Annotated in this window: 13 protein-coding genes; 7 read left to right on the top strand and 6 right to left on the bottom strand. The window is 65.1% G+C overall.

The features are described 5' to 3' along the window. Positions 1 to 49: 49 nt before the first annotated feature. Positions 50 to 10,246, bottom strand: coding sequence for an autotransporter-associated beta strand repeat-containing protein (locus AC1PLA_RS10770; protein ID WP_481106131.1), 10,197 nt, complete (start codon positions 10,244 to 10,246; stop codon positions 50 to 52). Between the two features lie 729 nt (positions 10,247 to 10,975). Between AC1PLA_RS10770 and AC1PLA_RS10765 the strand changes: the two genes are divergently transcribed. After that, positions 10,976 to 12,787: an EAL domain-containing protein gene (locus AC1PLA_RS10765; RefSeq protein WP_481106190.1), complete on the top strand. Its 1,812-nt coding sequence runs from the start codon at positions 10,976 to 10,978 to the stop codon at positions 12,785 to 12,787. Positions 12,788 to 12,904: 117 nt separating this feature from the next. Here the strand turns inward: AC1PLA_RS10765 and AC1PLA_RS10760 are convergent, their stop codons facing one another. From AC1PLA_RS10760 to AC1PLA_RS10745, 4 genes are all read right to left on the bottom strand, one after another. Continuing rightward, entirely contained in the window at positions 12,905 to 13,603 is a 699-nt protein-coding gene (locus AC1PLA_RS10760; RefSeq protein WP_104595164.1) for a DUF1349 domain-containing protein, read from the bottom strand. Between the two features lie 135 nt (positions 13,604 to 13,738). Continuing rightward, positions 13,739 to 14,659, bottom strand: coding sequence for a M14 family metallopeptidase (locus AC1PLA_RS10755; protein ID WP_039527241.1), 921 nt, complete (start codon positions 14,657 to 14,659; stop codon positions 13,739 to 13,741). Between the two features lie 672 nt (positions 14,660 to 15,331). Further along, positions 15,332 to 15,589 carry a KGG domain-containing protein gene (locus AC1PLA_RS10750; protein WP_039521587.1) on the bottom strand — a complete coding sequence of 86 codons (258 nt, stop codon included), beginning with the start codon at positions 15,587 to 15,589 and terminating at the stop codon, positions 15,332 to 15,334. 328 nt (positions 15,590 to 15,917) lie between these two features. Further along, positions 15,918 to 17,048, bottom strand: coding sequence for an NAD(P)/FAD-dependent oxidoreductase (locus tag AC1PLA_RS10745; protein ID WP_104574302.1), 1,131 nt, complete (start codon positions 17,046 to 17,048; stop codon positions 15,918 to 15,920). Between the two features lie 235 nt (positions 17,049 to 17,283). Here AC1PLA_RS10745 and AC1PLA_RS10740 point away from each other — a divergent pair, with 235 nt between their 5' ends. From AC1PLA_RS10740 to AC1PLA_RS10715, 6 genes are read left to right on the top strand one after another with little or no spacing between them, the layout of a single operon-like run. Next, complete coding sequence (locus tag AC1PLA_RS10740) at positions 17,284 to 18,468, top strand: glycosyltransferase family protein (protein ID WP_104595163.1); 1,185 nt, start codon at positions 17,284 to 17,286, stop codon at positions 18,466 to 18,468. A 51-nt stretch (positions 18,469 to 18,519) separates the two neighbouring features. Next, positions 18,520 to 19,293 carry a glucose-1-phosphate cytidylyltransferase gene (gene rfbF, locus AC1PLA_RS10735; RefSeq protein WP_039527250.1) on the top strand — a complete coding sequence of 258 codons (774 nt, stop codon included), beginning with the start codon at positions 18,520 to 18,522 and terminating at the stop codon, positions 19,291 to 19,293. A gap of 4 nt (positions 19,294 to 19,297) precedes the next feature. Beyond that, the gene (locus AC1PLA_RS10730) at positions 19,298 to 20,347 is read left to right on the top strand and encodes an NAD-dependent epimerase/dehydratase family protein (RefSeq protein ID WP_102584520.1); all 1,050 of its coding nucleotides are present in this window, start codon (positions 19,298 to 19,300) and stop codon (positions 20,345 to 20,347) included. Beyond that, positions 20,344 to 20,925, top strand: a complete 582-nt coding sequence (rfbC, locus tag AC1PLA_RS10725; RefSeq protein ID WP_102584521.1) for a dTDP-4-dehydrorhamnose 3,5-epimerase — start codon at positions 20,344 to 20,346, stop codon at positions 20,923 to 20,925. The genes AC1PLA_RS10730 and rfbC overlap by 4 nt, the downstream gene beginning before the upstream one ends. After that, on the top strand, positions 20,922 to 22,223 hold the full coding sequence (locus AC1PLA_RS10720) for an NAD(P)H-dependent oxidoreductase (protein ID WP_481106130.1): 1,302 nt from the start codon (positions 20,922 to 20,924) through the stop codon (positions 22,221 to 22,223). The genes rfbC and AC1PLA_RS10720 overlap by 4 nt, the downstream gene beginning before the upstream one ends. Positions 22,224 to 22,267: 44 nt before the next feature. Next, on the top strand, positions 22,268 to 23,311 hold the full coding sequence (locus AC1PLA_RS10715) for an acyltransferase family protein (protein ID WP_481106129.1): 1,044 nt from the start codon (positions 22,268 to 22,270) through the stop codon (positions 23,309 to 23,311). Positions 23,312 to 23,367: 56 nt separating this feature from the next. Here AC1PLA_RS10715 and cobA read toward each other — a convergent pair whose 3' ends face one another. Continuing rightward, on the bottom strand, positions 23,368 to 24,114 hold the full coding sequence (cobA, locus tag AC1PLA_RS10710; RefSeq protein ID WP_481106189.1) for a uroporphyrinogen-III C-methyltransferase: 747 nt from the start codon (positions 24,112 to 24,114) through the stop codon (positions 23,368 to 23,370). Positions 24,115 to 24,165: the final 51 nt, after the last annotated feature.

Raw genomic sequence — 24,165 nt, 5'->3', positions numbered from 1 at the left:
GGCAAAAAAAAAGCCCCGGCAATGCCGGGGCTTTTTGGTCTGCGATGACTCAGAAGCTCCAGCCCCAGGTGACCTGGCCGCCGTATGCGGTCTGGCCATCGCCGTTGAGTCCCTGCAACGACAACGCCATGCGGCTGTTGGGCGAGGTAATCAGGCTGACGCCCAGTTCGCCGACCACCGCGTTCTTCGCCAGCGTGACGCTCTGCACCGAGAACTGCGAGCCGCTGCCGACAAAGCCGGCCGACCGCTCCACAGCGCGGTCACCGAACGCATGCCGCCAACCCACCGAGGCATACACCCCGGCCGCCGCACCCAACTGCCAACGCCCGCGCACACCCACTGTGCTGGTTGTGTATTCGTCCTTGGCGCTGTCCACCGACAGCCCGGCAATGCCGCCGCGCTCGTTGAAGCCGTCGGTCTTCAGGTGCGTGTAGTCCGCCGCAACAAACGGGCTGTACACCGCATTGCCGGTGCGCAGATTCCAGGCCGCTTCCAGCGACACGGTGACCGCCTTCGCATCGTAATTGCTGGTCAGCCGCTCTTCGAGCACGCCGGGCAACATCACCCGACGGCTGCTGTCCACGCTGTAATCCGCGTAGTCGACCGCAGCCTGCACAGCGAACGCGGACCAATCTGCCTGGGCGTAGATGCCGGCATGGGTGCCATCGATATCGGAACGATCCAAGGATTCGCGCGAGCGGGTTTCGATGTCCTGATTACCGACCGCGACACCGACCACGCTGCGCTCGCCAATGCGCCGTTCTGCACCGGCCATGATGCCGTTGTCCTCGCGCCGCACCGAGGCGGTGTTGGCATCTCCATCGACACGATTGGGCAGGCTACGGCCGGTGATCCAGACCGTGGTGTCGCCCACCCGCGCATCCTGACTGTCGCCACGCAGATGATTGCCGACGCCGCTCAGCAGGAAGCGGCTATCCAGCAAAGCGGTCGCCGTGCTGGCATGGCTTTCGCCCGACAGCGAGGCAAACGCCGTGCTGATCGCCTGCGGGTCGTCGGGCAAGCGCACCACCGCCTGATAGACCGGGCTGGTGGTCGGCAAGCCATCCACCGCAGCTGCGGCAGCCTGCTGGTTTGGCGCGGTGACCGCATCGACCATGGCCACGGTGTTGCGGCCAAACGACACCGACAACGCAGTGGCACTGGCGCTGACATTCGGCGTGACGAAGGCGTAGTCGGAAACGACGTTGGTGAACTGCCCGGTCAGCCCGCCAGCGGCGCTGATGACCGGGATCTCGGTGAACAACGGCAGATCAGTCGCACGCACCAGTTGCAGGGTGCTGCCCGGTGCCAGCGTGGCCGCCCCGCCCACGCTGATCGGTGTCACCGTGCCACCTGCGCCCGGCGTGACCTGCAGGGTGGAGCCATTTCCGAGCGCGGCATTGCCGCCGACGCTGATCGTGCCAGCCGTACCACCGATCGCCACGGTGCCACCGGAGGTCAGGCCGCCGATGCTGCCGCTGCCGGTGAGCGTGCCGCCCGGACCCACCGTGACCGGCCCGCCCAATGCGGCGCCTGGATTGGCAGCATTACCCACACTCAAGGTTCCTGCGGCAATCGTGATCGGCCCGGTGAAGCCACTGCTGTTTGCGGTGACCAGCAAGGTGCCCACACCATCCTTGAGCAGACTGCCGGTACCCGACAAGGTCCCTGCGTAGGTGCCATTGGCGGTTTGCTGGAACACCAGCGCGCTGGCATTGGCGATATTGCCCTGCAGGCTGTCGGTATCGCCAATCAATGTGCCTGCATTGATCGTGGTGCCGCCGAGATAGGCATTGACGCCATCCAGCGTCAACGCGCCCGCGCCGTTCTTGATCAACGTACCGCTGCCGGTGACGTTGCCGGCAAACGTGCCATCGCCGGCCTGGTCGAACACCAGTGTCGCGTTGTCGACGATGTTGCCCTGCAGGCTGGTGGTGTTGCCGATCAGGCTGCCGCTGGCAATGGTGGTGCCACCGCTATAGGTATTGGGCGCAACCAGCGTCAGCGCCCCCGCTCCCTGCTTGACCACACTGCCGGTGCCGCTGACTGCACCGGCGAACACACCATCGCTGGCCTGATCGAACACCAACGTGGCGTTGTCGACGATATTGCCCTGCAGGCTGGTGGTGTTGCCGATCAGGCTGCCGGCGCTGATCACGGTGCCGCCGGTATAGGTGTTGGGCCCGAGCAATTGCAGCGCGCCGGTGCCGGCCTTCTGCAGCGAGCCGGTGCCGCTGAGCGTGCCGGCATAGACGCTACCGGTGTTCTGGTTGAACACCAGTGCCGCGTTATTGGCGATATCGCCCTGCAGGCTGGTGGTATCGCCGATCAAGGTACCGGCTGTGATCGTGGTGCCGCCGGTGTAGCCGTTCGCACCGTTGAGCACTAGCGCGCCGGCGCCGTCTTTGATCACGCTGCCGGTGCCGGTGATCGAACCGGTGAACACGCCATCGGCCGCCTGGTTGAACGCCAGCGTCGCATTGTCGACGATGGCTCCCTGCAGGCTGGCGCTGTCGCCGACCAGCGTGCCGGCGTTGATCGTCGTGCCGCCGGTGTAGCTGTTGCTGCCGTCCAGTGTCAGCGTGCCGGTGTTGGTCTTGATCAAGGCGCCACTGCCGCTGATATCGCCAGCAAGCGAGAGGTCTGCCGGGGTGTCGACGCTCAGCGCAGCGCCCAGGACGACCGCATTGCCCACGGTTGCGGCAACAGGGTTGGTCAGCACCGCAGCGCCGACCACCGACAAGCTGCCGGTGCCCAGCGCGTTATTGCTGCCGATCGACAAGGTGCCATCGCTCAGCGCGGTCCCGCCGGCATAGCTGTTGTTGCCACTGAGCGTGAGCGTGGATGCACCGGCCTTGATCACGCTGCCGGCACCGCTGATGGCGCCAGTCAGGGCGAGATCGTTGCTGCCTAGCAGCGTCACCGCACCGTCGAGCACCACCGCATTGCCCACGGCCAATGCCTGGTCGGTATCGAGGCTGGTGCCGGCTGCCGCGGTCAGCGTGCCGGTGCCCAATGCCTGCGCATCGCCCAGCACCAGCGTGCCGCCGCCGAGCGCGGTGCCGCCGGTATAGGTGTTGGCAGCACTCAACACCAGCGTACCGGTATCGAGTTTCTGCAGCGTGCCGGTGCCGCCGATGCCGACGTCGATGGTGCCGGTGACGCCGGGGTCGACCCGGATGATGGTAGTGGCCGCATTGGCACTCAATGCACCGGCGCCGGCATCGCTCAGCACATACCCGTCGCTGATGAACTGCATGCCGGTGATGCCTTGCGTGCCCTGCACGCCTACATTGCCTGCGGTGCCGGCGAACACGGAAAAACTGTTCTGCCAGTCGCTGTTGCTCAGCCCATCGATCGAGGTCCAGTTGGTGGGGCCTGCGGCCCAGACGCCTGCGCCGCCATCGATGCTGCCATTGGCAACCGTCTGCACACCATCCCAGAACTGCACGTTGCTGCCGGGCGCCAGCAGCACCACGTTGACCTGCTGGGCCAGCGCGGTCTGCAACGTCAGCTGGGTGGGATCGATGGTACCTGGCAGCGTGCCGATGCCCAGGCCGTTGTCGGTCAAGCCACCGCTGTAGTCGATCAGGCGGTACACACCGGTGCCGAAGCCGCCGATGTCGGTGATGTTGAGCGTGCCGTCCAGGGTGAGATCGCCATTGACCGCCAACACGCCGGTCTGGCTGGGGATGCCCAGGAACGCGTCCAGCGTGGCAGTGGGAGCCAGGCTCAGGCTGCCGGTGGTCAACACTGCGCCACTGGTCACCACCAGACGGCCACCGTCGTTCACCGTGACCGCCGCATCGACCACGCCGCTGCCGCTCAAGCTGGCACCGCTGCCCACAGTCAGGCCACCTGCACTGGCCAGCGTGCCATCCACATCCAGCGTGCCGGCGGTGACCTGGGTGGCGCCGCCGAGCGCGCTGGTGCCGGTGAGCTGCAAGGTGCCGGTGCCGACCTTGTCCAGATTGCCTGCATCACTCAGGCTGCCGGCAAAAGTACTGCCGACGTTGTTGGCGCCAAGCTGCAGCGTGGCGCCGCCCAGCACCGCGACATTGCCCTGCCCGGTCACTGCGCCCAGGGCCGCATTGCTGCCGAGCGAGAGCCCGGCACCTGCGGCCACATCCACGACGCTGGTGTTGCCCAACGCGCCTGCGGCTGTGGTGGCGAGCACGCCGGCCTGCACCGACACCGGGCCGGTGAACGTGTTGCCGCCGGACAAGGTCAAGGTGCCCAGGCCCGTTTTGGTCAAGGCACCCGCGCCACTCAGCACCCCGGTCAGGGCCAGATCGTCCGCGCTGGCAATGGTCAGATCGGCACCGAGATTGACCGCATTGCCCAGTGCCAGCGCAATCGCGTTGCTCAAGGTGGCATTGCCCAGCACCGACAGGCTGCCGACACCGAGCGCGGTGTTGCTGCCAACCGCCAGGGTGCCTGCGTTCAACACGCTGCCGCCGACGTAACTGTTGGCACCGTCGAGCGTGAGCGTGGACGCGCCGTTCTTGATCAGACTGCCCGCGCCGCTGATCGGGCCTGACAGGCGCAGGTCGTTGCTGCCGACCAGGTTGACAGTGCCATCGAGCACCACCGCATTGCCGACCGCCAATGCCTGGTTGCTATCGAGGCTGGTGCCGGTTGCTGCGGTCAGGGTGCCGGTGCCCAGTGCCTGTGCGTCGCCCAGCACCAGGGTGCCGCCGCTGAGTGCAGTGCCGCCGGTATAGCTGTTGGCCGCATCGAGCACCAGCGTGCCGGTGTCGAGTTTTTCCACGCCACCGCTGCCGGAAATGGCGACATCGATGCTGGCGGTTGCACCCGGATCCACACGGATCGCGGTCAACGGCGCAGTCACAGCCAGTCCACCCGCGCCGGCATCGGTCAGCTGATAGCCATCGGTGACGAACTGCAGGCCGCCGATGCTCTGCGTCCCCACCACGCCGACGGTGGCTGCGTTGCCGGCAAAGACCGCAAAATCGCCTTGCCAGGTGCTGTTGGCGCTGCCGTCCTGGTTGGTCCAGTTGGTCGCCGCACCCCAGGTTCCTGCACCGCCGTCGACGGTGCCGTTGGCGGTGGTTTGCACACCATCCCAGAACTGCACGATGCTGCCCGGCGCCGTCACCACCAGGTTAAGTTGCTGGCCGATGGCGGTCTGCAGCGCGAGCTGGCTGAGATCCACGCTGCCCGGAAACAGGCCGATCGCCAGACCGTTGTTGGTGAGCAGGCCGGTGTAATCGATCAGCCGGTACACACCCGTGCCGAACCCACCGATGTCGGTGATGTTGAGCGTGCCGTCCAGGGTGAGGTCGCCATTGACCGCGAGCAGCCGCGTATTGCTCGGCGCTGCCAGTGCGACATCCAAAAACGCACCCGGTGCCAGGGTCAGGCCACCCACGCTGAGCGAGGAGCCACTGGTCAATGCAAGCCGGCCACCGTCGGCGATGGTCACATTGCTTCCCACGTTGCCGGTAGTGCCGGTGCCGGTCAGCGTGCCGCCCAGCGCCACATTCAATGCGCTGGTACCCAGGGTGCCGATCACATCCAGGGTGCCGCCGCTGACCTGGGTGGCACCGCCGATCGCGCTGTTGCCGAGCAGGCGCACCGTGCCGGCGCCGACCTTGTCCAGATTGCCGCCACCGGCGAGGCTGCCGCCAAAATCGCCACCGCCCAACTGCAGCGTACCGCCGGCATCGGTGTTGACATTGCCGGCGCCGCTGAGCGCGCTGATCAGGCCGCCGTTGCTGAGATTCAGCACCGCCCCTGCAGCGACATCGACATTGCTGGCGTTGCCAAGCGAGGCGGCGGTGCTGGCCACCAGCGTGCCGGCCTGGATCGCCAGCGGGCCGGTGTAGCTGTTGCTGCCAGTCAAGGTCAGGGTGCCGGCACCGGTCTTGATCAAGTCGCCTGTACCGTTGATGGTGCCGCTGACCAGCATGTCCGCACCGTTATCCACGGTGAGCGCTGCGCCAAGCGCGATGTCGTTGCCCAGCGCCACCGCAATCGCATTGCTCAGCGCTGCATTGCCGACGACCGACAGGCTGCCGGTGCCGAGTGCATCGTTGGCGCCGACCGCAATGGTGCCGGCCGTCAACGTGGTGCCACCGCTATAGCTGTTGCCCGCGTTGAGCGACAACGTGGTGGCGCCATTCTTGATCAGGCTGCCGCTGCCGGTGATGGCAGCGTTCAAGCCGAGATCGTTGCTGCCGACCAGCGTGAGCTGATCGTTCAACTGCACCGCATTGCCCAGCGTCAGCGTGGCAGCGGCATCCAGTTCGGCAGGGCCGCCGACCAGCAGCGCACCCACGCCCAGCGCAGCGTCGTTGCCGAGCACCACACGTCCCGCATTCAGCGCAACGCCGCCACTGAAGCTATTGGCATTGGCCAAGGTCAGCGTGGCAGCGCCTTGCTTGTCGAGACTGCCGCTGCCGCTGACGACGCCATTGAGCGTGATGTCCTGCGTGCCAGGCAAGGTGAGTGCGCCATTCAAGGCAAGCGCATTGCCCAGCGTCACCGCGGTGCTGGCATCCAGTGTGGTGCCCGCGGCGGTGCTCAGCGTGCCCAAGCCCAGTGCTGTGTCGCTGCCGACCACCACTGCGCCGCCCTGCAGTTGCAGTCCGCCCGCCCAGGTGTTGTTGCCATTGAGCGTGAGCGTTTGCGTGCCGTTCTTGATCAGGCGACCGGCGCCGTCGACTACGCCATCGAGGGTGAGGTCCTGGCCATCGATGGCGAGTTGACCGGCGACATTGACCGCGTTCTGCAAGGTCACCGCAGTGCTGGCAGTGAGCTGCGTGCCATCGGCAGCGGTGAGCGCGCCGGTGCCGAGTGCGCTATCGCTGCCGACCGACAGGATGCCGGTGTCGAGCAAGGTGCCGCCGGTATAGACGTTGTTGCCGGTGAGGGTCAGCGCACCGGCGCCCTGCTTGATCAGGCTGCCTGCGCCACTGACGATACCGGTGATGCCCAGATCGTTGTTGCCGGTCAGCGAGAGCGCACCGTTGAGCACCACAGCGTTGCCGATCGTGGTCGCGGCGGTGGCCTGCAGCTGCGTGCCATCGGCAGCGGTCAGCGCCCCGGTGCCCAGCGCTGCGCCGTCGCCGATCAGCAGCGCGCCTGCATTGAGATCCACGCCACCGGCAAAACTGTTCGGTCCAGCCAGCGTCAATGCAGCATTGCCGTCCTTGACCACGCCACCCACGCCACTGACCGCACCGGTGAGGGTGAGATCCTGGCTGCCGCCGAGCTGCAGGTCCGCTTCCAGCGCCACGTTGTTGGCGACCACGCGTGCGGCGGTGCTGTCGAGCAGTCCGCCGCCAACGGTCAGGGTACCAAGACCCAAAGCGGTGTCGCTGCCCAGGATCAGGCTGCCTGCACTCAGGCGCGTGCCGCCGGTGTAGCTGTTGTTGCCGGCCAGGGTCAGGCTGGCGGGGCCCAGCTTGTCAAGGCTGCCCACGCCGGTGATGGCGCCGGTAAGCGTGAGCGCGTTGCTGCCACCCACGTTGACCAGGCCTGCCAATGCAATGGCATTGGCCAGCGTGCTGACGGTTGCATTGTCCAGGGTGGTACCGGCTGCTGCGCTCAGCGCGCCAACACCGAGCGCGGTGTCGCTGCCCACCGTCAGTGTGCCGGCGCTGAGCGTGGTGCCGCCGCTGTACAGATTGTTGCCGCTCAGCGTGAGGTCGCCACTGCCGGATTTGATCAGGCTCCCGGTGCCGCTGATCGCGCCACTCAGTGTCAGTGCTTGCGCCCCGCTGAGTGTCAGCGCACCTGGAGTCAGCGCGATCGCGTTGCTCAACGCGGTGGCCGTCGTGTTTTGCAGGGCCGCATTGCCGGTGACGTTCAACGCACCCGTGCCCAGCGCGGTGCCGCTGGCCACCTGCAAGATGCCGGCATTGAGGTTGGTGCCGCCGGCATAGGTGTTCAGGCCACTCAGGGTCAAGCTGCCGGTGCCGAGCTTGTTCAACACACCGGTGCCGCCAATGGCGCCGGTCAGGTTCAAGGCATTGCCGCTGCTGCCCACGCCCAAGCTACCGGTGAGTGCAATCGTGTTGCCCAGGGTTGCCGCAGCGGTGGCATCCAGCTCGCCGCCGCTTGCGGTCAGGGTGCCGGTGCCCAGTGCCGCGTTCGAGCCCACCACCAGGCGCCCGGTACTCAAGCTGGTGCCGCCGGTGTAGGCATTGTTACCGGTCAGGGTGAGGTCGCCCGCACCGCTCTTGATCAGGCTGCCGCCACCGTTGATGGCACCGCTCAATGTCAGCGCCTGCGCGCCGGTCCAGTTCAAGGGTCCGCCAAGGCTGATGCCGTTGGCCACCGTCAGTGGCGCACTGCTGCTGAGGTTGGACGCGCCGGTGACGTTCAGGCCGCCGCTTCCCAGTGCCAAGGCACTGCCCAGTTGCAAGGTGCCCGATGCCAGTGTGGTTCCGCCAGCGAAGGTGTTGGTGCCGTTGAGTGCGAGCGTGCCGGTGCCGGTCTTGTTGACACCACCCGCACCGGCGAGCGTACCGGTCAAGGTCAGCGCATTGCCGCTGGCACCCAGGCCCAGCGTATTGGTCAAGGCAACATTGTTGGCCAGGGTCAGTGGAGCGCTGGTATCCAGCTGCCCACCGGCGGCTGTCACCGTGCCCGCTCCGAGCGCGGTGTTGGTTTCGATCAGCAGCGTCCCCGCACCCAGCGTCGTGCCGCCTGCGTAGGTATTGCTGCCGCCCAGGGTGAGCGTGCCGGTGCCGATCTTGTTCAGCGCGCCGGCGCCGCTGATGCCGCCGCCAAGTCGCAGGTTATTGGCACCGCCGATGCCGATGAAATCGTTGAGCACGAACGCGTTCGGCAAGTCGACTGCCGCACTGGAAAGCACGCTGCCGGCAGATACGTTGACGGTGCCGGTTCCCAGTGCGCCATTGGTGCCAACGGTCACTGAGCCGCCGAGCAGGTTGACGCCACCGCTGAAGGTATTGCTGCCGGTCAGGCCCAACGCACCGGTCCCGGTCTTGGTCAGCGCACCAGTGCCGACGATGGGGCCGGCAACGGTCAGGGCATTGGCGCCCTGCAAGGTCAAGCCACCTGTTCCCAACGTGATGCCGCCGGCAGGCGACAGGCTCAGGCCGGCGGCCGTCGCCTCCAGCGCACCGCCGTTGGCGGTGATGGCAGTGCCTAGCTGCGCAGGATTGGCAAACTGCAGTACGCCGCCATTGAGCGCGCTGCTGCCGAAGTTGCTTCCGCCCCCCACCGACCAGGTGCCGCTGTTGACGCGCAGGCTGCCGAAATTGATGTACTGCGCGGTGCTGAGTGTTCCGACGCCGGTGCTGCCGCTGCCAGTGCCGGTGGCCGAATTCTGCAGGATCAGCGTATTGGTGCCGCCTGCGCCGCCATCCACCACACCGGTCTGCGCAAAGCTCAGCAAGCCACCCGGCCCGAGCAGTTCGAGCGCGAGCCCGCCGCCGCTGTTGACGCTGCCGCCAGTCACCGCCGTGAAGCTGTTGGTGCTGCCCGCCCCCATCGACACGCTGCCGTTGATGGTGCCGGCGTTGACGAAGCTGTTGCCGGTGGCCGAGCTCTGGAAGCCCACACGCCCGTTGATGGTGCCGGTGTTGACCGCATTGACGGTACCGCCGCCGCTGACTGCAATCACCGGCGTATCCGCACTCAGCACCGACAGGTTCAACAATGCACGGCTATCGATCAGGCCGGCATTGTTGATCTGCACGACGCCATTGCTGGCCGAGGTGATGCCAAGCGCCATGCCGTCGAGATTGAGCAGGTTCGCTCCCAGCAGGCCGCCGGTACCGTAAATCGCGCCGGTGGCGAGATTATTGGCGGTCACCGTGGTGGAACTGGCGTTGCCCATGGTGACGCCGGTGCTCAACACCGACAACAGGCCGAGCACCGAGGGATCGATCGTACCGCTGTTGTTGAGCGTGGCATTGGTGCCACTGAGCGCAATGGCGGTGCCACCCAGCAGCCCGGCGGTCATTTGCGTGCCAGCCGCAACGTTGATGGTCAGGTTGTTTGCGTTGCTTGCGAAGCTGTTGCTGGTGATTGGCAACCCTGTGCAGGTGACGGTTGCACCCGCTGTGGGGAGCGCAGGTGTGCATGCCCCCCAGGCCAGCATCGGTGCGGCGGCTCCCACCGCCAGGACGACCAGGCTCGCCACACTGCGGCGGGTTGAACCGGGCTTGCGCCGCCGACGTACCAGCTCGTGCGTCACCACCCAATTGCCAATCGCCGCGTTCCAGACCAGCGCAAATGCACGATTCATTTTATTCCCCCTGTATCGCCGTGCAGAGACTCACGCACACACACGCGCTCTCCAACAGCAGAAAGTTGATTTACTGTCGAGTCGGTTTAAAACAGCTTTTGCCGCACCAACCGGTATCGCCTACGGATGAGTACGTTTAATACCATTCCCTGCGGATAATATTGGGAGATTAATAGGCAAAGCGCCATGCATGAAACTGTGCTGAATATCACTAACCACAAAACTATCCATGACACACGTCGAAACTGTCGACTGGTTTGCTCGTGCCCGTCAGTGTTATCGCGCCACCTCATGCGGCAGGCGCCACAGATCATGCGCGGCAGGCTTCAAGTAAAAAAATGGCATGATTCAGCTGTAAAGCGGAATATGATTGGATGAGGTCGAATGATTTAAAGAGATCTGATGCGGCAGTCTGGTTATTAGCGAACCGAACCATTTCGACTACAACTTTGTGTGGAATGCTGCGGCGCAGGAATGAATTCCCGATCGCTGCAGTGTCGTCAGCTGTTTTAATGAGCCCGCTTTCACTATTAAGACCACCACCAACTGTCGACGCCGTTCATTGATTGCGGTATTTGTGTGCGGCCACTCCGCCTGCCCAGTTTATTGTCGCGTTCGATAGCTTGCGATGCAGTTTATTGAAGAGGCCGGCTTATTCGAAAAGGTTTTAGTGCCCGATGATCGTCACCTGTCGATGACCTCGGTTTGTTTCTAGTAGCCATGCAGTGTGTGATCTTCAACACGGAATCTGACGACATGACGCTTGCTTTGGATACCAAACGGCAGGAACAGCACTTCGACTGGTCGGGTGTGCCGATCGACCTGGGTGGCATGGAGCCGCTCGATCAGATTGCGCGCCTGCTGTGCCATGCACTGGTCGCGCCTGCGGCCGCACTGACCATCGTCGAGGGTGGCCGCGTGCGCGTGCTGGCGGCGCGCGGCATCAGTGCCGCCCACGTGGAGCAAGCCATCGGGTTGTGCCGGCATGCGCCTACTGCGCCCAACGGCGTGACGGAGCTGATCGAACCTGCCGCCCTTGCCCCGATCCAGCTGGGCGACGCCGCCTTCCCGGGCTTGCCGGCGCGCTTTATTGCCTGCGTTCCGGTGGGTGCACCGCAGACCGGCGTCTCCGGCACCCTGTGCGTAATCGATACGCGCGAGCGTCGCCTGGCCAGCCAGGAACACCAACAGTTGTTGATGTTCGCCAATGTGGCCGCGGCGCAGCTGGAACTGCAATTCGGTGCCGGGCGGCGCGAACCGCACAGCGGCCTGCTCAATGCACGCCAGCTGCAGTCGGACCTGGATGCCCTGGCCTTTGGCAGCCACTGTGTGCCGACCATCGCCGCCTTCATCGAGGTCTACGACACCCAGGCGGCCAATGAAGCACGTCAGGCGCTGGGCATGCAGCCACTTGAAGAACTGGTGCGCCATGCCAGCTACGTGCTGACGCGCGCACTACGCGGCAAGGCCACGGTCTATCACGTGGCACCGATGCGTTTTGCGTTTTTTCTATTGAATTCCGCGCCGGACGAGATGGAAGACCTGTTGCTCGATCTGCGCGACATGTTGCATGCACCGATGGATGCGGCCGGCATCCCCATGTCGTTGACCTTCCATGCCGGTGTGGTGCGCTTTGCACCGCAACAACCGGACACCAACGATGTCATGCGCAAGGGGCTGGTGGCGCTGGGCGATGCGATCAGCAATCACGCCATCGTGTGCTGGTACAGCGCCTCCCACGACGATGCGATCCAGCGCTCGTACCGGTTGGCGCTGGATGCCGAAAAGGCGCTAGAAGCTGGCGATTTCCGCCTGGTGTTCCAGCCACGGATCAATCTTGAAGACTTGTCGGTGACTGGCTTCGAGGCGCTGTTGCGCTGGCGGCATGCCAACCTCGGCCCGATCGGCCCGGATGAATTCATTCCCTTGTTCGAAAAGACCGCCTTGATGTGCACCGTCACCAACTGGGTGATCGAGAACGCGCTGGTGCACTTGGCCGGCTGGCGTGCGCAGGGGCTGGATTTCTCCATGTCGATCAATCTGTCTTCGCGCGATTTCGGCAACCGCAATCTCGCCGCAGACGTCATCCAACGTTGCAGGGAACTGGCCATTCCCACCCATCGCATCGAGCTGGAGATCACCGAGGGCCGCTGGTTGCGCAGCAATGTCGAGGCCGTGCCCCGGCTGCGCACCCTGCGCGACGCCGGGGTCAGTGTGGCCATCGACGACTTCGGCACCGGCTACAGCAACTTCGGTTACCTCACCGAGCTGCCGGTCAACGTGCTCAAGCTCGATCGCTCGCTGGTGACCGGCATCGCCACCAAGGCCGGCATGCAGTTGCGCGCCGAGGCGGTGGTACGCCTGGCCAGTGCACTGGGATATCGCACCGTGGCGGAAGGCATCGAACATGCCGACGAAATTGCGCTGCTGCGCAGTTGGGGATGCGATGAAGCGCAGGGCTATCTGCTGGCCCGGCCGATGGAAGCGGAGTTGGTGGCGGCCTATGTGGCAGGCGCGGTGGCCGAACAGCGCTTGCCGTGATGCGATCTGCCCGAGTAGGCGCGTGCGTCGTCCTTGATCGACTCACACAGCGCCGCCCTCGCCGCCTGCAGTGATCGCGTGGCAACGCAGCGCGCACGCTGCATTGCCACGCAGCCATCAACTCAGATCGTGCAGGTCCTTGCCCAGCGGCGGACCTAGCGTCCAGTCGGAAAACCGCACCTTCAGCCCTGCACGCTCCGGCGTGCAGCACATCGGCCCGACCTGGTACGCGTCGGCGACGGGAAACGGGCAAAGCCTGACCAGTGGCCAGGTCCGGCCATCGGCCGATACCTGCAGACGCAGGACGCCGTCGGCAACGGTGGCGCGTATCCAGAAGTCCTTGGGGTCGGCCTCGTAGGGGCCGGTCGCCCAATCCGAGACAGGGTTGGTCAACACGCTGCTGAGCATGGCACGGCCATCACTAAGCTCGATGCCCGCCTTGACCCAGTGCTGCTCGTCCACGCGCACCATGATGCCGGCCTGATCGTAGAGCGACTCGTATTGCGCACGCACCCGCAACTGCGCGGTGAAGCGCGCTGCGGCGGTGATACCGAGAAAATGCCCGCTATCGCGCGTAAATCCGTAATGCGTCTTGCGCCAGAAATCGGTGGCCTTGTCGGTGACCACGTCCAAGGTGCCGCCGCTGATCGCGACGGTCCGTGGCCGATTGAGCCAGCTGCCATTCTGCAACTGCGTGTCCTGCGCCATCGTGTTCTCCGTCTTGGGTTGCCTGGCAAGCACACCGCCGCTGATGGCCATTCCCATCGCGCCGCCCAGCAGGCGTCTGCGTGCACCGTCTATCGCATCGTGGGTCATTCAGTGTCGTCCATGCATTTGAAGAACTGCATAGTCTAGCCGCGCGATCGGGCAAAAACGCGTGTGCCTGGGCAGTGCTGCGGATGGCTGGCGTCGCTGCGGCAACAGCTTCAGTGCTGGCGCCAACCCACGCTGTCAGCGCTGTGCGAGCGCGTATTCCAGCGCTGCGCAGATCGCAGCCACCTGCGCAGCGTTGCACTGCGCGGGCGTCGCGCGTGGACTGTCCGGATACACCTCGGTGGTGGTGCGATAGCGCGCGTCGGTGACGCCCGCGCACAGGCCCAGACGCCGTACCGGGTAGTTGATCACGCCAGGAGCGACCACCGCTGCGCCGATGATCTGGCCGTTCGCGTCGGCAGGTGCGATATGGGTGAGCTCGGCGACGGCGGCAATGATTGCCTGCTGGAACTGCGGTTGCGGATCGTCGCTATCGCCCACCAGGTAAAAGCCATCGGGAATACTGCCGGGCACGAAATCGACGCCGTCACGTGCGGCCAGGGCCGGACGAAATTCGCTCTCGTCGCTGTCGGTGGTTTCGTGCAGATCGATATGCACCAGCATCTGTCCGGCCACTGTGGCGACCAGCTGCATCAAGGCCGCCGACTCGGCGGCCGGGCTGTCCGGCCGAAACGCACGATTGGGGTCGATGGCATGGGCATTCCAGCGCTGGATTCGCTCGTAGCCCCACGGATTGACGCAAGGCACCACCAGCAGATTGAGCTTGCCTGCGTAGGCCGCCGCGCGTTGCTGCAGGAACTGCAGTGCGCCCTGCACGCCGCTGGTTTCATAGCCATGCACGCCACCGGTCACCAGCGCGCAAGGTAAACCGGCGTCCCACTGCGCGCTGCGCAGCGCGATCAGCGGATATTGCTCGGCTGCCGCCTGGATCGTCCCGTAATGCACACGCTCATAGCTGGCATCCAGTACATCGATGACCTGCACCACATCGTCGGCATGACTGCGCTGACGCAGCTGACGTGCCCGCCATGCGGCGCGCTCCGCCTCGCCCCAGGCCTGTTGTGGAGTGCCGATCGGATAGGCCATGCGTTCTGTCATTACCGGTGCCGTCCATTGAAAGACGGCCAGGGTAAGCGCTGCGCGCCGGGCGGTCCATTCGGCGGAAGATGCGATGATGGTGACGACCCGTAAGGTCGAGCCCGGTTGCTGCTGACCTTCAAATTTGCCTGTCAACAAGGCTGTGTCGACATTGGGCGCGATACCGCTTTGGATAAGGATTGCCGCAACTGTGGCCGCGGTTGGGCCTGCCCTATTCGCTGACCCGGTTTCAGTGTTGGGCGGTCGAAGGGTTCAAGACAGGCGAGCTGCCATGCAGTGGCATCCCTAGCCTTCCACCGAACGCGCTTGGCTCCTACTCCATCTGCCGGTTTTGCAACTCTGCAGTGGGTGCAAATCCTGCATTCACCTGGGTAGGTGCACCAGGCAATCGCGAAATATTTCCCTGCAATCGATAGCGTGCGTGCGACAACGAGTGGAAAAACTTCCGATCTCGTCGTGATGCATTGCACATCAATATCTTTATCAGGTCTCAATCAACCCAAGCAACGCACAAGCAGATTAAAAACAACATGTCGCTGCAATCGATTGTTCCAGACATGCTGCCAGCGCTGCGGACAGCTCCGCAAAACGAAGCAGGCCCCGCACATGGCGTGCAGGGCCTGCAGTCCGCTGCAGCAAGAACGGCGCGCCAGATGCGCGCCGCACTCTTGCCTAGACGGCCTCTTCCTGAGGTTTGGCCTGCTTGGAACGCCCACCCTTGCTGCCGATCCGCGACATATGATCGCGATCGCGGCTGACCGCCTGGCCGCCCTTGCGGCCAGCTTCGCGTGCTTCGTCGCTGGTGAATTCGTGCGCGTTGCCGCTGGCATGCGCTGCCTTGCCGCCGCTGCTCGCCAACACGCGGCGCTTTTCAGGATCCAATGCGGCAAAACCGCGCCGGCTACGAGTATTGCTTTGTCCGTCTTCCACTGTGCCTCCTCTCGATGCGTCGATCACGCCACTGGTAGGAGGGGTAACGCAACTATCGTGCCAACCCGTAAAGCCCTGCCAGACGGCGCCACGCCGCACGATGCAGGAAAAAACAGCTGCGCTCGCTGTGCAAATCTTGCACTCCTGCCTTGCGCAGGCTGATGTTGCGCACGCGACACACCGATAGCGCTACCAGCGCAGCCGCACGAACGACGTGCTCGTACGGCCGCCGCCGGCAGCATCCAGGCATGCAGCATCGTCAGATCGATCGATGCCTGGCTCGCCCAATGCGTCAGCGAACCGCAACCAGGCGCAAGGTCCGGCGATGTCAGACCGGCAGCGTAGTGGCGCTGCGCCCGTCAGCCAGCAATGCGGCCACATGCCGCGCGATGCTCAGGCAGCAGGTCAAGCCTGGCGACTCGATCCCGAACAGGTTCACCAGACCGGCGATGCCGTGCATGGACGGACCGTCGATGCGGAAATCGGCCGCCGCCTCGCCCGGCCCGCTGATCTTCGGGCGCACACCGCAATAGCCGGGCTGCAATGCGCCGTCCGGCAGGCCAGGCCAGTAACGCCGGATCGCTGCGGCAAAACGCGCCGCATGCGCTGGCTCGCAGTGATAGTCGGGCCGCGCGACCCACTCCACGTCGGGGCCGAAGCGCGCACGCCCATGCAGATCCAGCGTGAGATGCACACCCAGGCCGCCAGGTTCGGGCATGGGGTAGATCAACTGCTGGAAGGGCGAGCGCCCCGCCAGGGTGAAGTAGCTGCCCTTGGCGAAATAGCCGCGCACCTGTGCATGCGCAGGCAGGCCATCGATCCGCGCGGCCAGTGGCGGCGCACCATGACCGGCCGCGTTCACCAGCCAGGCGCAGGTCAGCCTTGCCGGCGCCTGGCCCGCGACGCTCACGCGCAAGCCCTGCGCAAGCGGCTCGACCTGCGCGACTGGTGCGCGCAGCGCCACGGTGGCGCCATGCGCTTCGGCATCGCCCTGCAACGCCAGCATCAACGCATGGCTGTCGATGATGCCGGTGGCGGTGGACTCCAGCGCCGCCACGCAGCGCAGGGCCGGTTCACGCGCCTGTACCTGTGCTGCGTCGAGCGGCAGCAAGCCGTGCGCGCCGCTGGCGATGGCATTGCGGTGCAACTGCTCGAGCTGGTCGCGCTGCGCGTGGTCGCAGGCGATGATCAATTTGCCGCAGCGCCGATGCGGCACGTGGCGCTGTTCGCAATACGCATACAACAGCGGGTTGCCGCTGATGCACAGCTGCGCTTTCAAGGAAGCGGCCGGATAGTAGAGCCCGGCATGGATCACCTCGCTGTTGCGTGCGCTGGTGCCGGTGCCGATGGCGCCTTCGGATTCCAGCACCAGCACCTCGTGCCCCCGCATCGCCAGCTTGCGCGCAATTGCCAGACCCACCACTCCGGCACCTATCACGATGCACTCTACGTCTTGCATGGCCGCTCTCACACGATGGCCGATCAGTCTATCCGCACACTAGAACGCGCAGGATTGTCGCGACCGTTATCACTGTTTTCTCACTATCCAGCTCTATATTCAGCTCAAGTCATGACGTAAATCACGTTATTCAACGCCGACAGACGTTTTCCGAATTTTGCGGTGTGCATTCTTCCCCCACCCGAGCGCGCCCAGTCGCGTCCGGTTCGAAGCTGCAATCACCGAAGGAGTTTGAATGGACGCAACGCGTTCGGTCCTGCTTGCCTCCAATTACGAGGCATGGCCAGAGGCCTTCAATGGGCAGGCATATGCATTGCTCAACGTGGTCCGCAGTCTGGAACACGCGCAGCTGCTGTGCCCGCCCGCGGCCGATTACACCCGCGGGCGCGGCGTCAATCCCGGCGTGTCGTATCTGCTCAACGAACTCAAATACCGCAGTGTCTCTGCGCTGCAGCGGCTGAGCGGGCAACCTGCGCTCTCCAACGCACAGTCACGGGTGGTCGAACAGGACTATGACCTGTTTTTCTACGTGTGCCAGTTCCCCAGGGAATTGAGCACGCTGGGGCGTATCAAGGGATGGCGCGAGCGCTGCCGTACCCGCGTGGTGTACCTACTGGAAACCTGGCCGGAATTGCTGGAATCGCAGAAGGCCGAGTTGAAACTGCTGGACCAGTTCGACCATGTGTTCGTACTCAATGCCAGTTGCGTCGATGCGCTGCGTAGCTATACCCGCACGCCGGTCTCGTTTCTGGCCAGCGCCTGCGACACCCTGCTGGCAACGCCACAGCCGCGGCCGCCGCAACGCTGCATCGACGTGGTCAGCATCGGCCGGCGCATGCCGCAGGTGCACGCGCAGTTGCTTGCGCATGCACAGGCCAACCCGGATTTTTTCTATCTGCACGATGTGCTGCGCGGTGGCGCGGTGCAGGACTGGGCTGCGCATCGGCTGCAGTCGGCAGCCATGATCAAGCGCGCCAAGTTCTTCATGGCGCACGACTTCGTGGTCGATACCCAAGGATTTTTCAAGGGTGTGAAAAAACAGGCGCTGGCAACGCGCTATTTCGAAGGTGCCGCTGGGGGTGCGGTGATTCTGGGCTCCGCACAGGCATGCCCGGAATTTGCCGAGCACTTCGATTGGGAAGATGCAGTGATCGAGCTGCCGGCCGATGGCAAGGAGATTGGCCTGTTCCTGCGTGATCTGGAGCAGCAGACCGACCGACTGGAGTGTGCCCGCCTGCACAACACCGTGCAGTGCCTGCGACGGCACGACTGGGCACACCGGTGGGCGCAGATCCTGCAGACCCTGCAATTGCCGCGCCCGCCACTGATGGCCGAGCGCTTTGCCATGCTAGACAACCTGGCCACGATGGCCGAACAGACCGCCTGCCCGCCGGCGATTGCGCTGAGCATGACCGCCTAGCGCTCCATCGCACTGCGCCGAGTCACCGGCGCGTCAGTTCAAGGAATCGCAATGAAAGCAGTCATTCTGGCGGGCGGCCTGGGAACGCGCATTTCCGAAGAAACCGCCATCCGCCCCAAGCCCATGGTGGAGATCGGCGGCAAGCCGATCCTTTGGCACATCATGAAGATCTACGCACACCACGGCATCCAGGATTTCATCGTCTGTCTGGGCTACCGCGGTGAGGTGATCAAGGATTTCTTCATGAATTACCACATGCGCGAATCCGACGTCACCTGCGACCTCGGCAGCAACACCACCACCTTGCACAACACCCGCGCCGAGCCCTGGCGCGTGACGCTGGTGGATACCGGTGCCCAGACCATGACCGGTGGCCGGTTGCGCCGGGTGCGCGAGCATCTGCGCGACGAGGCGGCGTTCTGCATGACCTATGGCGATGGTGTGGCCGATGTGGACATCACCGCCGCCATCGCACTGCACCAGCGCGAAGGCCGCATGGCCACGGTCACCGCAGTGCAACCGCCCGGTCGCTTTGGCGCCCTGCGTGTGGAAGGCGAACAGGTCACCGGATTCCGCGAAAAACCGCTGGATGGCGACGGCCTGATCAACGGCGGTTTCTTCGTGCTGGACCCGCGCGTGATCGATGTGATCGACGGCGATGCCACCGTGTGGGAGAACAGCCCGCTGGAAACACTGGTCGATCGCGATGAGCTGAGCGTGTATCGCCACGACGGCTTCTGGCAGCCGATGGACACGCTGCGCGACCGCAATCATCTCGAAACTCTTTGGTCATCCAATCGCGCGCCCTGGCGCGTGTGGGAGTAACAACATGCGTATTCTGATCACCGGCAACATGGGCTACATCGGCCCGGTCGTGGCCGCGCATTTGCGACAGCGCTATCCGCAGGCCTGGCTGGTCGGGCTGGATCGCGGCTGGTTCGCGCATTGCCTGTCCGACCCGCGCCGCCTGCCGGAAGTGGTGCTGGACCAGCAATGGTTCGGCGACGTGCGCGATCTCACCGCGCAGCAATTGCAGGGCTTCGACGCGGTGGTGCACCTGGCGGCGATCTCCAACGATGCGATGGGCAAGCGCTTCGAGCTGGTCACCGATGCGATCAACTGCCGCGCCAGCGTGGCGGTGGCGCAGGCGGCCGCGCAGGCCGGCGTGGGACACTTCGTGTTTGCCTCCAGTTGCAGCGTGTACGGCGCCGCCGCCGACGGCACGCCACGTTCGGAAACCAGCGCGATCGCACCGCTGACCGCGTATGCGCATTCCAAGATCGACACCGAACGTGCGCTTGCGCAGCTGGACACCGACATGGTGATTACCTGCCTGCGCTTTGCCACCGCCTGCGGTGCTTCCCCGCGTCTGCGGCTGGATCTGGTGCTCAACGATTTCGTCGCCAGCGCGGTGGCCAACGGTACCGTGGAAGTGCTGTCGGACGGCTCGCCATGGCGGCCGTTGATCCATGTGCGCGACATGGCGCGCGCCATCGACTGGGCATTGCGCCGCACGCCAGCGGCAGGCGGGCAGTTTTTGTTCGTCAATGCCGGCTCGGAGCGCTGGAACGTGCAGATCCGCGATCTTGCCCATGCGGTCGGCGTGGCGATCCCCTCTGCGCATGTTGCGATCTCCACCAGCGCACCCAGCGACAACCGCTCCTATCGCGTGGATTTCTCGCTGTTCGAACGACTGGCGCCGGAACATCAACCGCAGGAAACCCTGCGCTCCACCATCACCGAGCTGCGCGACGATCTGCAGCGCGCCGGGTTCAGCGATGGCGACTTCCGCCAGCGGTCGGACTTCATTCGCCTGCGCATCCTGCAGCAGCTGGTCGACACAGGAACCCTGGCAGCGGATCTGAGGGCGGCGGCATGATCTTCCACCCCACCCCGCTGGCGGGTGCGTTCGTGATCGAGCCGGAACAACGCGGCGATGAACGCGGCTGGTTTGCACGCGTGTTCTGCACCCAGGAGATGGCGCAGGCCGGCCTGGTCGATCAGTTCGTGCAGGTCAACAACTCGTTCAATGCACAGGCCGGCACCTTGCGCGGCATGCACTACCAATTGCCGCCCGCCGCCGAGGTCAAGATCGTGCGCTGCATCCGTGGTGCGCTGTGGGATGCGATCGTGGATCTGCGCCCGGATTCGCCCACCTACCTGCAGTGGTACGGCACCGAATTGACTGCCGACAATCGCCTGGCGCTGTACGTGCCGCGCGGCTTTGCGCATGGCTTCATCACCTTGCAGCCGCAGACCGAGGCGTTCTATTTCGCCAGTGCGATGTACACGCCGCAGGCCGAGCGCGGCTTGCGCTGGAACGATCCGCGCCTGGGCGTGCAGTGGCCGCTCGAACCACAGCTGGTGTCCGACAAGGATGCCGCGTGGCCGGATTTCAACGAACAACAACACGGCATCCCCACCCTTGCCGGACTCACCCCGCGGGAGCGCGCATGAATATCGATCGTCTATTGCAGGCCCGTGCCGCCGAAGGCCGCCCGTTGCGTGTTGGCCTGTACGGCGCCGGCTTCATGGCGCGCGGCATCGTCAACCAGATCGCGCATTCGGTGCCGGGCATGCGGGTGTCGGTGATCTGCAACCGCAGCGTGGACAAGGCGCTGGAAGCCTACCGCCAGGCTGGTCAGCACGCACGCGTGGTGGATGGCGCCAGCGAGTTGAAGCGCCAGATCGCTGCAGGCATTCCCGCCGTGACCGATGACCCTGCACTGCTGTACGAATGCGATGCGCTGGATTGCCTGATCGATGCCACCGGCGCCATCGACTATGGTGCACGCATCAGTCTGGGCGCCATCGCCCACGGCCGCCACATGGTCACCATGAATGCCGAACTCGACGGCACCGTCGGCCCGCTGCTCAAGCGCAAGGCCGATGCAGCCGGGGTGATCTTCAGCGCCTGCGATGGCGACCAGCCCGGTGTGCAGATGAACCTGTACCGGTTCGTGCGTTCGATCGGTCTGACGCCGCTGCTGTGCGGCAACATCAAGGGCCTGCAGGACCCGTATCGCACACCGGCAACACAGGCCGGTTTCGCAGCGAAGTGGGGCCAGGACCCGCATATGGTCACCAGTTTTGCCGACGGCACCAAGATCAGCTTCGAGCAGGCGATCGTGGCCAATGGCACCGGCATGTCGATCCTGCAGCGCGGCATGACAGGCTATGAGCATCGCGCGCACGTTGACGAACTGACCCGGCGCTACGACATCGAGGCCTTGCGTGCGGTGGGCGGCGCGGTGGATTACGTGGTCGGCGCCCTGCCCTCGCCCGGCGTGTTCGTGCTGGCCAGCCACGACGATGCCAGGCAGCAGCACTACCTCAATCTCTACAAGCTCGGCGAAGGCCCGCTGTACAGCTTCTACACGCCGTACCACCTCTGCCACTTCGAAGTCCCGCTGTCGGTGGCGCGGGTGGTGCTGCTGGGCGATGCGGTGCTGCAACCGCTGGGGGCGCCGCTGGTGGAAGTGATTGCCACCGCCAAGCGCGACCTGGCCATTGGCGAAACCATCGACGGACTCGGCGGCTACATGAGCTACGGCCAGTGCGAGCGCGCCGATATCACCGCAAACGCCGGGCTGCTGCCGATGGGCGTGGGCGAAGGCTGTGTACTCCGCCATGCGGTGGCCAAGGACCAGGTGCTGACCTACGACGATGTGCAGTTGCCGGCCAACCGCCTGATCGATCGCCTGCGTGCCGAACAGGCCAGCGTCTTTGCCGACGCTGCGGAACTGGCCGCCTGAGCGCAGGGACATCGGCCGGCGTCCGCGTACCGATGCCGCAGCCGATGGTCGCGCTGCCTGCCCGTCCCACCATCCGCGTCCTGCAGGCCGGGCGTGCGCTGGCCGCCACGATGGTGGTGCTCAGCCACAGCGTGCTGCCCACTACGCATCTGGTGCAGCCGTTACCGGCATGGCTGGCCGCAGCGCTGGCGCACGGCTACCTGGGCGTGGACTTCTTCTTCGTGTTGTCGGGCTTCATTATCTACTACGTCAACCATGCCGGTGCGGATACGCCGGGCTGGAGCTGCGATTACGCCAGCAGCCGCATCAGCCGCATCTATCTGCCGTACTGGCCGGTGGGTGTTGCGTTGGCATTGGCCTATACGCTGCGGCCCAGCCTGGATGATGGCGACATGGGCTGGTCTTGGTTTGCCACGCTGACCCTGTTGCCGATGGGTGGGCAATCCGCGTTGGGCGTGGCGTGGACGCTGAGTTACGAGCTGATGTTCTATGCACTGGCGTGGCTGTTCTTCCGTAGCGGGCATCCGCTGCGCTGCGCGCTGCTCTGGGCCGGCCTGACGCTGCTGTACGCCGCGCTTGGCGCGCCGTTCGCGCAGCCGGTGGAAGTTTCCTGGCGGGCGTTGTTGTTGCATCCCATCACGCTGGAATTCGTGTTCGGCATGCTGGCGGCACGCGCGGTACTGAGCGCTGCAGCATGGACGCTGTGGGTCAGCGCTGCAGTCGCGGTCGTGGCATCGGCGTGTTTCGTGCTCGATGGCATGCAACGCGCGCATTCGCCGCTGTTCGGCCTGGCGATCGCTGGCGCAGTGGTCGGGCTGGTGCGCGCGGAATGGCGCGGCTGGCTGCGTATCGGCCCGGTGCTGCTATCGCTCGGCAATGCGTCGTATGCGATCTACCTGGTGCATATGCCGCTGATGTCGCTGGTGGCACGCACCACGCGGCGGATGGGGCCACTGGCCACCTGGCCGGTGAACCTGCTGCTCAGCGTGAGCGCCGCGCTGCTGCTCGGCGTGGTCTATCACCTGTGCTACGAGCGCATCGCGCTGCGGCATGCGCGCCGCGTGTTGGCACGCCACGTGATCCATTGAAGTTTTGCGACCAAGCCGCGCGTGGATCGGCGCGCACGGCGCTAGGCAAATCGCGCTCACCCCGCCGCCTGCTCCAGCGCCATACCGAAGCGATCGTCGCACTGGGCTGCCGCCTCGGATAAGGCAGCGCCCACCAGCAGCAAGGTCGGCAAGCCCGGCAGCATGCCGGCGGCGGTAAGTCCCAGCTCGCCCAGCGTGGTCAGCCGGCGTTGCTGCTCGGGCCGGGTGGCGGCCTGCACGATGGCCGCCGGCGTGCTGGCCGGCAGATGCGCCAGCAACGCGGTGGCCAAGACATCGGCGCGGCGCAGGCCCATGTAGATGCCCAGCGTGGTGCCGCTGGCGGCCAGTGCGCCCCAATTCGGCTCGCCGTGATCGTGCGTATGCGCGGTGACGAAGGTGATGCCGTGGCAATGGCTGCGATGGGTCAGCGACACTTCCAGCGCGGATGCAGCGGCGAATGCGGCACTGACGCCGTTGATGATCTGCACGCCCACTCCGGCGCGGCGCAGGAAGCTGATCTCCTCGCCCGCGCGCCCGAACAGCAACGCATCGCCGCCCTTGACGCGCACCACGCGCAAGCCCTGCAAGGCGTAGCGCCGCATCAGCCGGCAGATGAAGTCCTGCGGCGTCGAGCGGCAGCCACCGCGCTTGCCGACCCGGATCACCCGCGCCTGCGGTGCGAGCTCGACGATCTGCGGGTTGGCCAGATCGTCCAGCAGAAGCACCTGCGCGGCAGCCAGCGCCTTGACCGCCTTGATGGTGAGCAGGTCCAGATCGCCGGGGCCGGCGGACAACAACACCACATCACGCGCGCAGGACGGAATGACTGACATGAGCAAGTCTCGCAATATGTG

Source organism: Xanthomonas sp. NCPPB 1826 (assembly GCF_056725285.1).
The sequence above is the reverse complement of the archived record's forward strand: the minus strand, read 5'-3'. Positions and strand labels throughout refer to the sequence as shown.

Excerpts from the sequence above, each read along its gene's own strand:
- AC1PLA_RS10770 (WP_481106131.1), bottom strand. The coding sequence starts at position 10,246 with ATGAATCGTGCATTTGCGCTGGTCTGGAACGCGGCGATTGGCAATTGG.
- AC1PLA_RS10760 (WP_104595164.1), bottom strand. The coding sequence starts at position 13,603 with ATGACCCACGATGCGATAGACGGTGCACGCAGACGCCTGCTGGGCGGC.
- AC1PLA_RS10755 (WP_039527241.1), bottom strand. The coding sequence starts at position 14,659 with ATGACAGAACGCATGGCCTATCCGATCGGCACTCCACAACAGGCCTGG.
- AC1PLA_RS10745 (WP_104574302.1), bottom strand. The coding sequence starts at position 17,048 with ATGCAAGACGTAGAGTGCATCGTGATAGGTGCCGGAGTGGTGGGTCTG.
- AC1PLA_RS10740 (WP_104595163.1), top strand. The coding sequence starts at position 17,284 with ATGGACGCAACGCGTTCGGTCCTGCTTGCCTCCAATTACGAGGCATGG.
- rfbF (WP_039527250.1), top strand. The coding sequence starts at position 18,520 with ATGAAAGCAGTCATTCTGGCGGGCGGCCTGGGAACGCGCATTTCCGAA.
- AC1PLA_RS10730 (WP_102584520.1), top strand. The coding sequence starts at position 19,298 with ATGCGTATTCTGATCACCGGCAACATGGGCTACATCGGCCCGGTCGTG.
- rfbC (WP_102584521.1), top strand. The coding sequence starts at position 20,344 with ATGATCTTCCACCCCACCCCGCTGGCGGGTGCGTTCGTGATCGAGCCG.
- AC1PLA_RS10720 (WP_481106130.1), top strand. The coding sequence starts at position 20,922 with ATGAATATCGATCGTCTATTGCAGGCCCGTGCCGCCGAAGGCCGCCCG.
- AC1PLA_RS10715 (WP_481106129.1), top strand. The coding sequence starts at position 22,268 with ATGGTCGCGCTGCCTGCCCGTCCCACCATCCGCGTCCTGCAGGCCGGG.